Below are 12,898 nucleotides of genomic sequence, written 5' to 3'. Positions count from 1 at the left end.
GGGTGCGGGGATCGGGAGCCGGAGGCGATCCTCTTTCTCATGGGCTGGGTGAGAGCTGCGGGGGTCCTGGCGGCGGTGTGCCTGCTGGCCGGATGTGCTTCCGCCGACAAAGGCGAGCGACACGAGGCGTGGGAGGGGCCGTCGGCCCCTCCGTCGCTGTCGGCCCCGCCGTCCGCGTCGGCGTCCCGATCGGCGTCACCGTCGCCGTCGCCGAGCGCCGCCACGTCGGCGCCGACGGCACCCGGGACGTCCGCGCCGCTCCCCACGGTGCCGCCGGCCAGGCCTCCCGCCTCCCCCGGCGGCGGGATCGGGGGCGGAAACGGCAGTGGCGGCGGGAGCGGTGGGGGCGGCGGCACGAGCGGCGGCGGGCAGCCCGAACCCCCGGTCGCGCCCGCTCCCCCGTCCCAGGAGGCGCCCGCGGGCGGCACGGACGGTTTTCCGTACGACGGCGACCTCTGCGCCGACACGGACCACGGCCCGTACGTCCGGATCACGTCCGCGACCGGCACAGGCACCGCGGCACGGGTGACGGGCCGGGCGGGCTACTTCAGCTGCGACGCCCGCGGTGAGCCGAGCTGGACCTCCACGCCCGAAACGGTGTCGTACCCGCTGAACCCCGACGCCCACATCACGGTGACCACTCCGTTCGTACCGGCGGGGCAGCGCAGGGCGATGAGCGCGGCGGAGTTCCTGCGCCGGGTGAACGCGCAGGCGGGCACGCGGTCGCTGGTCTTCCACTACCAGACCGACCCGGAAGCGCTGTGGATCGTCAACCAGATCGACCCGGCGCAGTACTGAGGGCTGTCCCGGAGCCGTACTAGGGCGTGTCCGGGCGGGTCGGGTCGACCTTCGGTCCGGGCACCTGCCGCGCCGAGGGCTCCAGCGGCGGCGCCCCCACCCCGCAGTTGATCCTGCATTCCGGCCGCGCCCGCTCCGGCACGTGCTCCGGCTTGCGGACCCGCCACAGCGCGATCAGCGACCCCACCACCAGCACACCCGCGCACATCGGCATCGCCTTGCGGAACGTCTCCCCGAACTCCACCGCCGACCGGTACGCCTCCGGGCCCATCCCCGCCAGCATCGGGAGCGCCGCCACCGCGAGCAGGCCCGCGGCCCGCGCCGCCGCGTTGTTGATGCCGCTGGCGATACCGGCACGGGCCATGTCCACGGAGCCGAGCACCGTCGCCGTCAGGGGCGCGACCACCGTCACCATGCCCAGCCCCATGACCAGCAGCGCGGGCAGCACATCGGCCGGGTACGACGCGTTCTCGCCGACGCGCAGCATCAGCAGCATGCCCGCCGCGCAGAACAGCGGACCGACCGTGAGCGGAATGCGCGGGCCGATCTTGTCGCCCAACTCGCCCGACTTCGCGGAGAAGAGCAGCATCATCAGGGTCGTCGGCAGCAGCGCGAGACCCGCGCCGAGCGCCGAGTAACCCGCGACCACCTGGAGTTGCAGCGCGACCAGGAAGAAGAAGCCGCCGAACGCCGCGTACACGCACACGGTCACCATGTTGACCGCGGCGAACAGCCGGGACTTGAAGAGCGACAGCGGCAGCATGGCGTCGGGCCGTCGCCGCTCCAGCAGGATGAAGGCGGTGCCGACGAGGACACCCGCGATGCCCGCCCACACGTGCGAGGCGATGAGCGCGTAGGTCACCAGGGCCAGTGTGGCCGCGCCGAGCACCGCACCGAGGATGTCGAACCGGCCATGAGCCTTCGGGTTGCGCGACTCCGGCACATGGCGCAGCGCCACGGGAACACACAGCAGCGCGAGCGGGATGTTGAGCAGGAAGACCCAGCGCCAGCCCGGCCCGTCGACCAGCCAGCCGCCGACGAACGGGCCGATGGCGGCCCCGATGCCGCCGAACCCGGACCACAGTCCGACCGCGCGCGCCCGGTCGTCCGGATGGAAACTGGCCTGGATCAGCGCGAGCGATCCCGGGGTGAGGAGCGCGCCGCCGACGCCCTGGAGGGCGCGGGCGAGCACCAGGACGATGTCGTTGGGCGCCAGGCCGCACAGCAGCGACCCGCCGGCGAACCAGATGACACCGATGACGAAGACCCTGCGCCGCCCGAAGCGGTCACCGAGTGCCCCGCCCAGCAGGATCAGGCCCGCCAGCGCCAGCGTGTACGCGTTCACGGTCCACTGGAGGACCTCCAGGTCCGCATCGAGATCCTCGCCGATGCGCGGCAGGGCCACGTTGACGACGGTCGAGTCCAGCAGGGCCATGGCGGAACCCAGCACGGTCGTCATGATCACCCACCGGCCGGTGACCGAGGAGAGTCGGATGTCGCCCGGGCGGTTGTCCATACCGGGATCATCCCAGTGGCGGGCGTCTCATTCGAGTCGGCGGAGGGCGCGAATCAGCGCGTCCACCCCTTGTTCGGCCTTGGCGCGGGGGCAGCCGACGTTCAGCCGGACGAAGCCCTCGCAGCCGTATGTCGTACCCGGCATGATGGCCACTTTCTCGCGCTCGATCAGCTCCCGCTGAAGCTCCGCGTCATCGATCCCGAGGGCCCGCAGATCGATCCAGGCGAGGTAGCCCGCCTGGGGCGGCTCCCAGCCGAGCTGCGGAAACGCGGCGGTGAGCCGCTCGGCGACCATGCGCAGATTGCCGGCGACGTACGAGTCGAGCGCGTCGAGCCACGGACCGCCCCGGCGGTAGGCGGCGATGTGCGCGGTCAGCGACAGCACGGCGGGCGAGGCGAGCCCCTCCCCGGTCTGCATCCGGCGCAGAAACGCCGCATGGTCGTCGGGATCGCCGATGATGCCGTACGAGCCGCTCAGCGCGGGGAAGTTGAAGGCCTTGGTGGCGGAGGTGATCAGGGCCCAGCGGCCCGTGCCGAAGCGCGTCCAGGGCAGATGCCGCTGACCTGGGGCCACGAAGTCGGGGTGGACGAAGTCGGCGTGGATCTCGTCGCTGACGACGGCGACTCCGTACGCCGCCGCCAGCCGTGCCGTCTCCGTCAGCTCGGCCTCCGTCCACACCCGGCCGGTCGGGTTGTGCGGCGAGCAGAGCACCAGCACGGTGCTGTCGGGCCGGGCGAGCTGCCGCTCCAGAGCCGCCATGTCACCGGCGGGCACCCCGCGCAGCTCCCGCCCGAGCCCGGATATCGCCTTCAGGAAACCGTCGTAGGTGGGGGTGTGGACGACGATCCCGTCACCGGGCTCGCTCCACATCCGCAGCAGCTGCGAGAGCTGGTTGAGCACGGAGGGCCCGTAGACGAGCCGGCCGGTGTCGATCGCGGTGTCGTAGCGGCTGCTGAACCAGTGGCCCACCGCGGACAGGAAGTCCTCGTGACGCCAGTCGGTGTATCCGAAGACACCGTGGGCGACGCGCTGCTGGAGCGCGTCGAGCACCTCCGGCGGGGAGGTGAAGTCCATGTCCGAGATGGTGAACGGCAGCAGCCCGTCCACCCCGAAGCGCTCGGCGACCCCGTCCCACTGGATGCACCAGGTGCCGCGGCGGTCGACGACGGTGTCGAAGTCGTACGTCATGGTGAGATCTCCTGACGGCATGCCGCGGGCCCGGCACCCCGGGAAGGGGTGCCGGGCCCGGCGGGCGCGAGACTGCGGTGCGGACGGTGCTTACTTGAGCCTGGTGCCCGTGGAGCGCAGGGCGGCGCAGGCCTCGGAGACACGCTTGGCCATGCCGGCCTCGGCGGCCTTGCCCCAGGTGCGCGGGTCGTAGGTCTTCTTGGAGCCGACCTCGCCGTCGACCTTCAGCACACCGTCGTAGTTCTTGAACATGTGGTCCGCGACGGGGCGGGTGAAGGCGTACTGGGTGTCGGTGTCGAGGTTCATCTTGACGACGCCGTTCTCCAGCGCGGTCGCGATCTCCTCGGCCGTCGAACCGGAACCGCCGTGGAACACGAAGTCGAAGGGCTCGGCCTTGCCGAACTTCTTGGCGACGCCCTCCTGGAGGTCCTTCAGCAGCTCGGGGCGCAGAACGACGTTGCCCGGCTTGTAGACGCCGTGGACGTTGCCGAAGGAGGCGGCGAGCAGGTAGCGGCCCTTTTCGCCGAGGCCGAGCGCCTCGGCGGTGCGGATCGCGTCGTCGACGGTGGTGTAGAGCTCGTCGTTGATCTCGTGGGTGACACCGTCCTCCTCGCCGCCGGTCGGGGTGATCTCGACCTCAAGGATGATCTTGGCGGCGGCGGCCTGCGCGAGCAGCTCCTGCCCGATGGCCAGGTTGTCCGCGAGGGTCTCGGCGGAGCCGTCCCACATGTGGCTCTGGAACAGCGGGTTCCTGCCCGCGGCGACGCGCTCGGCGGAGATGGCGAGCAGCGGACGGACATAGCCGTCCAGCTTGTCCTTGGGGCAGTGGTCGGTGTGCAGGGCGACCGTGATGTCGTACTTCGCGGCGACGATGTGCGCGAACTCGGCCAGGGCGACCGCTCCGGTGACCATGTCCTTGCTGTGCTGGCCACCCAGGAACTCGGCACCGCCGGTGGAGATCTGGATGATGCCGTCGCTCTCGGCCTCCGCGAAGCCGCGCAGCGCAGCGTGCAGGGTCTGGGAGGAGGTCACGTTGATGGCCGGGTAGGCGAACTTGCCTGCCTTCGCCCGGTCGAGCATCTCGTTGTAGACCTCGGGGGTTGCGATGGGCATCTGTCCGCTCCTTGGGATGTGCGGGTGTTAAGTGCTGGCCCTGACATGGGGGCGACGTCATCGTCGGCGCCTATCTTTCCAGACTCTTCACCGGACTCCACCCCGCCCGGTCTGCGCGTATGCGAGAAGGGCGGACCGTTTCACGTGAAACAGCCCGCCCTTCATCGTCTTCGCAGGTCAGAAGCCCTCGTCGGTCAGGCGAGGCCCAGCTCGTCCAGCGAGTACGCGTACAGATACGGCACCCCGGCCGTGCCGCTGATCTTCTCCCCGGCGCCGGTCGCCCGGTCCACGATCGTCGCCACGGCCACGACCTCGCCGCCGGCCTCGCGCACGGCCTCGACAGCCGTCAGCGGCGAACCGCCGGTGGTGGAGGTGTCCTCGACGACGAGGCAGCGCCGGCCCGTGATGTCCGGGCCCTCGACGCGCCGCTGCATGCCGTGCGCCTTGGCCGCCTTGCGGACGACGAAGGCGTCCACGCGCTGTCCACGCGCGGCGGCAGCGTGCAGGATCGACGTGGCCACGGGGTCGGCGCCCAGCGTGAGCCCGCCGACGCAGTCGAAGTCGAGGTCGGCGGTCAGGTCGGACATGACCTGACCGACGAGCGGCGCGGCGGTTCCGTCGAGCGTGATCCGGCGAAGGTCCACGTAGTAGTCGGCCTCAAGACCCGACGAGAGGGTCACCTTGCCGTGCACCACGGCCTTGTCCTTGATCTGCTGGAGCAGCTCAGCGCGTACGTCAGTCATGCCCACGAGCTTAGGGTCTTCCGCAGGCCTCCCCGACGGTCACAGCCGGCGCCAGCTCCAGGTCGTGGCCATCTCCAGCGGGTCGATCGGGGTGACGAACCGCGGATCGGAGTCGAGACCGTTCGGCGGACCGGACTGGGGTTCCACGCACACGGCCTCGTCCTGCTCGTCGTAGACCACGACCCACTCGGAGCGGCTGGCCACGGTCAGCTCCAGCTGCTCGGGCCAGGTGAGGGTGACGAGAACACCGTCGGGCATGCCGAAGCAGTCGTCCCACGGGCTCGGCTGGGGCGGGATCCGGTGGCCGGTCGGGAGGTGGTCCTCGCCGCGCTCCTCCTGCCAGGCGGCGGTGAAGTCGATGCGCACATCCTGGCCACCGAGAGTGCGCAGGAACCAGGGGTGCCAGCCGGCCTGCGCGGGGAACGAGGTGTCGTACGTCTCGACGCCCATGGTGAGCGTCAGCGAGTCCTCCGTCAGCTCGAAGGTCTGCGTGACGCGCCCGGTGTACGGCCAGGGCTCGGCGAGTTCGAAGGTGAAGGCCGCCTCGTCCTTGCCGGCGCGGGCGGTGCGCCAGGCGACGTCCCGGCCGGTGCCGTGAATGGCGTGCGGCGGGGAGTTGAGCGGTAGTTGATGCACCACGTCACCGTTGCGGAACCGGCCGTCCCCGACCCGGCCGCACCACGGGACCATCGGGAAGGAGCCGTACCGCTCGCCCTGCCGGAGCACCTCGGTGCCTCCGATGACCAGGCTTGCGACGCGGCAGCCGTTCTGCGGATGCACGGTCAACTCGACGTCTCCGGCGGCCAGCCGGACGCTCTCTTCGCTGCTACTCACACGACGACACTACTGTTCGCCGCGCCGCCGTACGGCGGACTCCCCGGTCCCGGTGGCCGGGACGTGCGCGGTCCGCGGCGGCGCGCGGTGACCTACCTGCGGCGGCGCAGCGCCCGGCCCACCACGACGGCCGACGCGACCGCGAGGGCCGCGGCGGGTGCGAGCCAGCGCAGCGGCACGCCCACACCGGTGGCGTCCGGGGCGGGCAGGGGCGCGTACCGGCCGCGCGGCGGCGCGTGGTCGACCTCTTCGGCGCTGCGTCCGATCATGGTCCGGCGGGCGTGCGCGGCTTCCGCCATCGGCTCGTCGGAAGGGCCGGGGAGATCGTCCAGATCGTTCTCCTCCAGCTCGTCTGCCGCGCCGGGAAGATCCGTGTCGAATTCGTCGTCGGCGAGCGGTCCGAGCGAGGGCGGCGGCACCGGGGCGTCGAAGACCGTCTCCTCCGTCGAGGGGGTCTCCTCGTCCCCGGGCTCCTCCTCGTCGAGCGGGTCGGGGGCGATGTCGTCCGTCCCGGCGGTCGCGCTCTGCGTGGCGCCCCCGGCGCGCGCGTCCCCCGCCGGCGCCGCGTCCTCGTCGTCCACGAGTCCGAGGCGCTCGGCGTCGTCCGAGCTCACGGGCCCCGGGCTCTCGCCGCCGCCGGCCCCCGCGGGCGGCTCGATCGCCACGGTCGCCAGACGCTCCGCGAACCGGTCGAGCATGCGGTGGGCCGCCTGCTGCGCGGACTGCTCGGACAGCTCGGAGAGTCTGCCCTTCGCCGTGGACGTGCCGGTGAAGCCGATGGTCGTGCCGCCCTCCGCCTCGGTGGGGCGGATCGTGAGCGTCACCTGCACCGAGCCCGTACCGCGGGACTCCACACCGTCGCCCTCGACCGTGAACACATCGTCCCGCTCGACGATGCGCAGGGCACCGCGATAGGTGATCGAGTGATTGGCGATGCGGACCTTGAGCCGGCCGGAGAGCGGGCCCGCGGACTCGTCGGCGTCCTGTTGGAGGCCCGTGACACAGCGAGCGACCCGGGCAGGGTCCCTCAGCGTCTGTCGGACGGTCTCTGCCGGAACCGGAACGAACACCTCATGGTCCATGGAAGTCGAGCGTACCCAGAGCGACCGCTCACGTCTGCGATTCACTCCGTGTATCGCGGATGGACCAGCGTCGACGGCGGCAGGTCCCGGCCTCTCGTGCGCTCGGCGCCCCAGGCCTCGGCGGCCAGCACGGCCCGGCTGAGCGAACGCAGGCGCGGCGCGCGGGGATCGAGCCCGAGCTCCGGGGTGCGTCCCGGCGCGGCCAGCAGAAGCCCCCAGTCGTACGGCTCGAAGGCCCGGCCGGTGGCCCGGTCGGGTCCGGCGGCGAAACCGGAGGCCCGCGCGGTGGCGCGATAGGGGCTGGTGCCGAATCCCGCCGCGCGCAGGGTCGCGTCGACCGTCCAGTAGGTGCGCGGGCGCGAGGTCACGGGCCCCGCGTGCACGGCGAGCCGGCCGCGGTCCGCGAGCACCCGCGCGATGAGTCCGTAGAACTCCTGGGAGTAGAGCTTGGTGCTGGGGGTGATGCCGGGGTCGGGCAGGTCGGCGATGACCACGTCGTATCCCCCGCGCGCCGAGCGCAGCCAGCTGAAGGCGTCCTCGGTGACCACCCGTGTCCGCGGATCGCGGTAGGCGCGGTCGTTCAGCTCGGTCAGGGCCGGGTCGGTGCGGGCGAGCCGGACGACACCCGGGTCCAGCTCGACGACCGTCACCGAGGTGACATCGCGGTAGCGCAGCACCTCCCGCGCGGCGAGCCCGTCCCCGCCGCCGAGCACCAGCACCCGGGCGTGCGGGCCGCGCATCGCGGGGTGCACCAGCGCCTCGTGGAAGCGGTACTCGTCGCGGCCGCTGACCCGCAGCCGTCCGTCGAGGAAGAGGTCGGGCGGCCCCGACGGGCGGCCGGTCAGCACCACTTCCTGGATGTCGGTGTGCACGGCGACCCGCACCTGGTCGCCGTAGACCGCGCGGCGCGCGGCCCGCTCGAAGTCGTCGACCAGCGCGGTCGCGGTGGCGAGGACGGCGAGCACCAGTACGTTCGCGACGAGGAGCCAGCCGCGCGAACGGGGGGTCAGATCCCGGCGGAAGAGCCAGAGGACGAGCGATCCGCCGGCGATCGCGTTGACCGCGCCGGTGAGCAGTCCGCCGGTGAGCTGGCCGAGCCAGGGCAGCAGCAGAAAGGGGAAGGCGAGCCCGCCGACGAGGGCGCCCACATAGTCGGCGGCGAACAGGTCCGCGACCGTGCCCTCGGCGTCCCGCCGGGAGATGCGCTGGATGAGGGACATCAACAGCGGGATCTCCGCGCCGATCAGCACCCCGATGGCGAGCGAGAAGGCCACCAGCACGACCCGGGACTCACCGATCCACGCGAACGCCGCGTACATCACCATCGCCGAGCAGCCGCCGACGAGCGCGAGCGTCAGCTCCAGCAGCCCGAACCCGACCGCGGCGCGGCAGCGCAGCCGCTTGGCCAGCAGCGAGCCGATGCCCATGGCGAAGACCATCACGGAAAGGACCACGGAGGCCTGGGTGACCGAGTCGCCGATCAAATAGGAGGCGAGCGCGACCAGTTCGAGCTCGTACACCAGTCCACAGGCGGCGCAGACGAAGACCGCCGCCAGGACGAGGAACCGGCCGGCATCGGGGCGCACGGGCAGGCACACCGCGCTCTGGGGCGGAGACAACTGCTCCTGCCGGTCGATCATGCTGTAACGCTACGTCACGGTTCGGGCGCACCCTGTCACCCACAAGGGTGCAACTAGGTGCAACTAGAGGGACGCGGGCTCGAGGAGGGACGGGGACGTGCGCCGGGCGGGCGAGAGCGCGCCCACGCGTGTGCGGGTGACGACGAGGCGGCCCTCCTGGGGATAGGCGTGCCAGGTGCGCCACCGCACCTGGCCCTCGAACCGCTGCGCCATCATCGCGGTAAAGGCGTGCGGTGAGCCGGGAAACGTCCCGGCCAGCGAATGAGGATGGTCGGCGACAAGAGCCAGCAGTTCCTGCGCCCGGCCCGCGAACGAGCCCTGCGACAGCGTCTCGACGCGGGCGGCGAACTCGTACTCCCAGTCGCCGAGTCTCTTGGCGACACCCAGCGGCAGCGGCGTACTGCTTCCGGGCATACAGGCAACGGTCTCGGAACAGCTGCTGCCGTCTTCCTGGAGCAGCACCTGGTGGGAGGCGCCCAGCAGCCTCAACTGCAGTTTTGCCCGGCCCAGTTCGAGGTCGAGAACGGCCAGGGCGGGGAGTGGCTCCCGGCCCAGGGCCCAGGCGAGGTCGGCGGCACGGGTGTCGGTGTAGGCAGTCTGAAGGGTCGTAAGCATGGGTCGGCTCCGCAAACATGCTTCGGCGGGGGTGGACACGTGGACCTGGGGCGCCCCTGACAGGGAGTTCAAGAGGTTCCGGGGACCGCTGCGCTCGGGTCGGGTCCGAGCTGGTCCAAGGGCTTGATGGTTCCAACAGGTTCCAACAGCGAGGGAATCACGAAGTAAGCGGCGCTCACCGCGTTTTTACCCAAGTTGGAGTGGTTTCCATCCCCTCGGGGGCCTTACGGTTCAACTGTTCAACAAAAAGCTCCGGGCGGGTCAACGTGACGCCGGTGGCCTCCGCGCGGTACCGGGGCGGGGCGCCGCTCGTGCTGCGCACGCCGCCAACGCCGAAAACGCCGACAACGCCGCACGGCAGCAGCACCGACAGCACCGACACACAACAGGGCACCCGGCGGTGGTTGCCCACCGGGTGCCCTGTCGATGTGCACGGACCAGCTGCCCCGTGTCAGCTGCCTCCGCCTCCGCAACCGCCGCCGCCTCCGCCGCACGACGACCCGCCGCCGCAGGACGAGGATGAGCCACCGCCGCACGAGCTGCTGCCGCCGCCGCCGTCACTGCCGGCCCACCAGCTGCCGCCGCCGCCCGCCCCGCCACTGCTCCGGGCCGTACGCCTGCGCCGCGTGCTGCTGCTGCCGCCCCTGACCACCGAGATGATCACGACCAGCACGAAAATGCCCACCAGAATGCCGAAGAAAGCCGGCATCGCTCTCACCGTCCTCTCGTTCCCCCGAAGCGAGACCCCCGCGTCTTCGCGTGACCGCTTCTTGCGTGGGAGGGAGATGCCCCCGGCGTCTCGGGCCCAAAGCAGACTTGAGGAACTCCAGAGCTTGCGCACAGGATGGCGACCATGAACGTACGCGCGCCCGAGCCCCGGCCCCTGCTCAACCGCCGTCTCGCGGAGTTCGGCACGACGATCTTCGCGGAGATGTCGGCGCTGGCCCTGCGGACCGGATCGATCAACCTCGGCCAGGGGTTCCCCGACACCGACGGACCCGACGAGATCCGGGAAGCCGCGGTCCGGGCGCTGCGCGACGGGCGCGGCAACCAGTACCCGCCGGGCCCCGGCGTGCCCGAGCTGCGCACCGCGATCGCCGACCACCAGCGCACCCGGTACGGCCTCGTCCACGACCCCGACACGGAGGTGCTGGTCACCGCGGGGGCGACCGAGGCCATCGCGGCCTCGCTCCTCGCGCTCGTCGAACCCGGCGACGAGGTCGTCGCGCTGGAGCCGTACTACGACTCGTACGCCGCCTGCATCGCGATGGCCGGCGGCCGCCGCGTGCCGGTGACGCTCCGGCCGCGGGACGGCGCCTACCACCTCGATCTCGACGAGCTGCGCGACGCCGTCACCGACCGGACCCGGCTGATCCTGCTGAACACCCCGCACAATCCGACCGGCACCGTGCTCAGCCGCGAGGAGCTGGCCGCGATCGCCCGCCTCGCCGTCGAGCGGGATCTGCTGGTCGTCACGGACGAGGTGTACGAGCACCTGGTGTTCGACGGCGAGCACACGCCGATCGCCACCTTCCCGGGGATGCGGGAGCGCACGGTCACCATCGGGTCGGCGGGCAAGACCTTCTCGTTCACCGGCTGGAAGGTCGGCTGGGTGACCGCCGCGCCGGAACTCGTGGCCGCCGTGCGCTCGGCCAAACAGTTCCTGACCTATGTGTCGGCCGGGCCGTTCCAGTACGCGGTGGCCGAGGCACTGCGGCTGCCGCAGACGTACTTCGACGGGCTCCGCGACGACCTTCGGGCGAAGCGGGACCTGCTGAGCGCCGGGCTCGCGGACGCCGGCTTCGCGGTCTACCGGCCGTCCGGGACGTACTTCGTCACCACCGACATCCGGCCGCTGGGCGAGGACGACGGCTTCGCGTTCTGCCGTGCGCTGCCCGAGCGGTGCGGCGTGGTCGCCATCCCCAACGCGGTCTTCTACGACCACCGCGACCAGGGAGCGCCCTTCGTCCGGTTCGCCTTCTGCAAGCGGGAGAACGTACTCCAGGAGGCCGTGACCCGTCTCAAGGGGCTCGCTAGCGGCTAGAGCCGCGCCTGTCACGGCCGACACGCGTCCCTTCGACCGACCGGGTAGGAACCGGCCCCGTCGGCCGGTCAGCGCGTGCGTGTGCGGCCGCGGCCGCTCATGGTCGGATTGTCCGACCCATGTGCGCGCCCGGAGGTGCACCCTGTCCGCCGAGACTTTCGACCGAGCAGCGGCGGCGGGCGCACGGCCCGTACCCCGCTGGCGCGCCGCACTGCTGCGTGCGGCACCGGCGCTGGGGCTGTTCGCCGCGGCGAGGCTGACCGGGCTGCTGGTGATGGCCGGCTGGGCCTGGCACATCGGGCGCTCGCCGCGGGCGATCATCGCCCGGGCCTGGGACTCCGACTGGTACATGCTGATCGCCGAGCACGGCTACGGGCGCACGCTGTACTGGCCGGACGGCGCGGTCCAGAGCGACCTCGCCTTCTTCCCGCTCTATCCGGCGCTGATCCGGGCGGTGACCACCGTGCTGCCGGTGACCAGCGGGACCGCCGGGCTGCTGATCTCCTGGTCCGCGGCGGGCGCCGCGGCCTGGGGCATCTACGCCGTCGTGGAACGGCTGCACGGACGACGCACGGCGACCGTGACGGTGGTGCTGTGGGGGCTGCTGCCCCATTCGATCGTGCTGTCCATGGCGTACACGGAGCCGGTGCTCACCGCCTTCGCCGCCTGGTCGCTGTACGCGGTGCTCACCCGCCGCTGGCTGTGGGCGGGGACGCTCGCGACGCTCGCCGGTCTGTCGCGGCCCAACGGGATCGCGGTGGCGGCAGCGGTCGTGGCGGTGGCGGCGTACGAACTGGTGCGGGCGGCCCGCACGGGCGAGCGGGCCGGGTGGCGCCTCTGGACGGGCGCGGCCGTGGCACCGCTCGGCTGGTGCGGCTATGTGCTCTCGGTCGGCTTCCGCAAGGGCGATGTGCTGGGCGGGTACTTCGCCGTACAGCGCGGCTGGACCTCGAAGTTCGACTTCGGGGTGGGGGCGCTGAAGGTGGTGCGGGACATCGTGCTGAAGCCGACGCTGTTCTCGCTGATGGTGGCGCTGCTGGTGGTCGCGGCGGCGATGCTGCTGTTCGCGCTGCTCCTCCTGGACAGGCCACCGGCCGCGATCGTCGTCTACACGGCGGTGCTGCTGCTGATCACGCTCGGCGGCTCGGGCTTCTTCGAGTCGAAGCCGCGCTTCCTGCTGCCGGCCTTCCCGCTGCTGCTGCCGCTCGCCCGCGCGCTGACAAAAACCCGGCCCGGAACGGCGGTCGTGATGACCGTCGCCCTGGCCGGGCTCTCGTTCGCCTACGGGACGTATCTGCTGACACTGTCCCCCATCGCGCTGTAGC

Annotated in this window: 13 protein-coding genes; 3 read left to right on the top strand and 10 right to left on the bottom strand. The window is 71.7% G+C overall.

The window, feature by feature from the left end:
- Nucleotides 1–267 precede the first annotated feature (267 nt).
- Complete coding sequence (locus tag ACQPWZ_RS19330) at nt 268–798, top strand: hypothetical protein (protein ID WP_433571974.1); 531 nt, start codon at nt 268–270, stop codon at nt 796–798.
- 19 nt (nt 799–817) lie between these two features.
- Here the strand turns inward: ACQPWZ_RS19330 and ACQPWZ_RS19325 are convergent, their stop codons facing one another.
- The 10 genes from ACQPWZ_RS19325 to ACQPWZ_RS19280 form a co-directional block, all read right to left on the bottom strand.
- Entirely contained in the window at nt 818–2,314 is a 1,497-nt protein-coding gene (locus tag ACQPWZ_RS19325) for an MFS transporter (RefSeq protein ID WP_433571973.1), read from the bottom strand.
- A gap of 27 nt (nt 2,315–2,341) precedes the next feature.
- Nucleotides 2,342–3,502, bottom strand: a complete 1,161-nt coding sequence (locus ACQPWZ_RS19320) for a MalY/PatB family protein (RefSeq protein WP_405571435.1) — start codon at nt 3,500–3,502, stop codon at nt 2,342–2,344.
- 90 nt (nt 3,503–3,592) lie between these two features.
- Nucleotides 3,593–4,615, bottom strand: a complete 1,023-nt coding sequence (gene fbaA / locus ACQPWZ_RS19315) for a class II fructose-bisphosphate aldolase (RefSeq protein WP_340474334.1) — start codon at nt 4,613–4,615, stop codon at nt 3,593–3,595.
- Between the two features lie 194 nt (nt 4,616–4,809).
- A complete protein-coding gene (gene pyrE, locus ACQPWZ_RS19310; RefSeq protein ID WP_340474333.1) occupies nt 4,810–5,358 on the bottom strand; it encodes an orotate phosphoribosyltransferase in 549 nt (182 codons plus the stop codon).
- Between the two features lie 39 nt (nt 5,359–5,397).
- A complete protein-coding gene (locus ACQPWZ_RS19305) occupies nt 5,398–6,192 on the bottom strand; it encodes an aldose 1-epimerase (RefSeq protein WP_340474332.1) in 795 nt (264 codons plus the stop codon).
- Between the two features lie 92 nt (nt 6,193–6,284).
- Nucleotides 6,285–7,274 carry an SRPBCC domain-containing protein gene (locus ACQPWZ_RS19300; RefSeq protein ID WP_383234525.1) on the bottom strand — a complete coding sequence of 330 codons (990 nt, stop codon included), beginning with the start codon at nt 7,272–7,274 and terminating at the stop codon, nt 6,285–6,287.
- A gap of 41 nt (nt 7,275–7,315) precedes the next feature.
- Nucleotides 7,316–8,914, bottom strand: a complete 1,599-nt coding sequence (locus ACQPWZ_RS19295; RefSeq protein WP_340474330.1) for a polyamine aminopropyltransferase — start codon at nt 8,912–8,914, stop codon at nt 7,316–7,318.
- A gap of 63 nt (nt 8,915–8,977) precedes the next feature.
- Nucleotides 8,978–9,529, bottom strand: coding sequence for a DUF2617 family protein (locus tag ACQPWZ_RS19290; RefSeq protein WP_356703657.1), 552 nt, complete (start codon nt 9,527–9,529; stop codon nt 8,978–8,980).
- A gap of 175 nt (nt 9,530–9,704) precedes the next feature.
- Nucleotides 9,705–9,911: a hypothetical protein gene (locus ACQPWZ_RS19285; protein WP_433571972.1), complete on the bottom strand. Its 207-nt coding sequence runs from the start codon at nt 9,909–9,911 to the stop codon at nt 9,705–9,707.
- A gap of 69 nt (nt 9,912–9,980) precedes the next feature.
- The gene (locus tag ACQPWZ_RS19280) at nt 9,981–10,238 is read right to left on the bottom strand and encodes a hypothetical protein (protein ID WP_433571971.1); all 258 of its coding nucleotides are present in this window, start codon (nt 10,236–10,238) and stop codon (nt 9,981–9,983) included.
- Nucleotides 10,239–10,382: 144 nt separating this feature from the next.
- Here ACQPWZ_RS19280 and ACQPWZ_RS19275 point away from each other — a divergent pair, with 144 nt between their 5' ends.
- Together ACQPWZ_RS19275 and ACQPWZ_RS19270 are read left to right on the top strand one after the other, a co-directional pair.
- The gene (locus ACQPWZ_RS19275; protein ID WP_340474326.1) at nt 10,383–11,573 is read left to right on the top strand and encodes a pyridoxal phosphate-dependent aminotransferase; all 1,191 of its coding nucleotides are present in this window, start codon (nt 10,383–10,385) and stop codon (nt 11,571–11,573) included.
- Nucleotides 11,574–11,694: 121 nt separating this feature from the next.
- Nucleotides 11,695–12,897: a glycosyltransferase family 39 protein gene (locus tag ACQPWZ_RS19270; RefSeq protein ID WP_433571970.1), complete on the top strand. Its 1,203-nt coding sequence runs from the start codon at nt 11,695–11,697 to the stop codon at nt 12,895–12,897.
- Nucleotide 12,898 lies beyond the last annotated feature (1 nt).

The sequence above is a fragment of the Streptomyces sp. CA-251247 genome (genome assembly GCF_050952975.1).
Classification (GTDB): Bacteria; Actinomycetota; Actinomycetes; order Streptomycetales; family Streptomycetaceae; genus Streptomyces; species Streptomyces achmelvichensis.
This window is presented reverse-complemented; position numbering and strand designations above follow the sequence as displayed.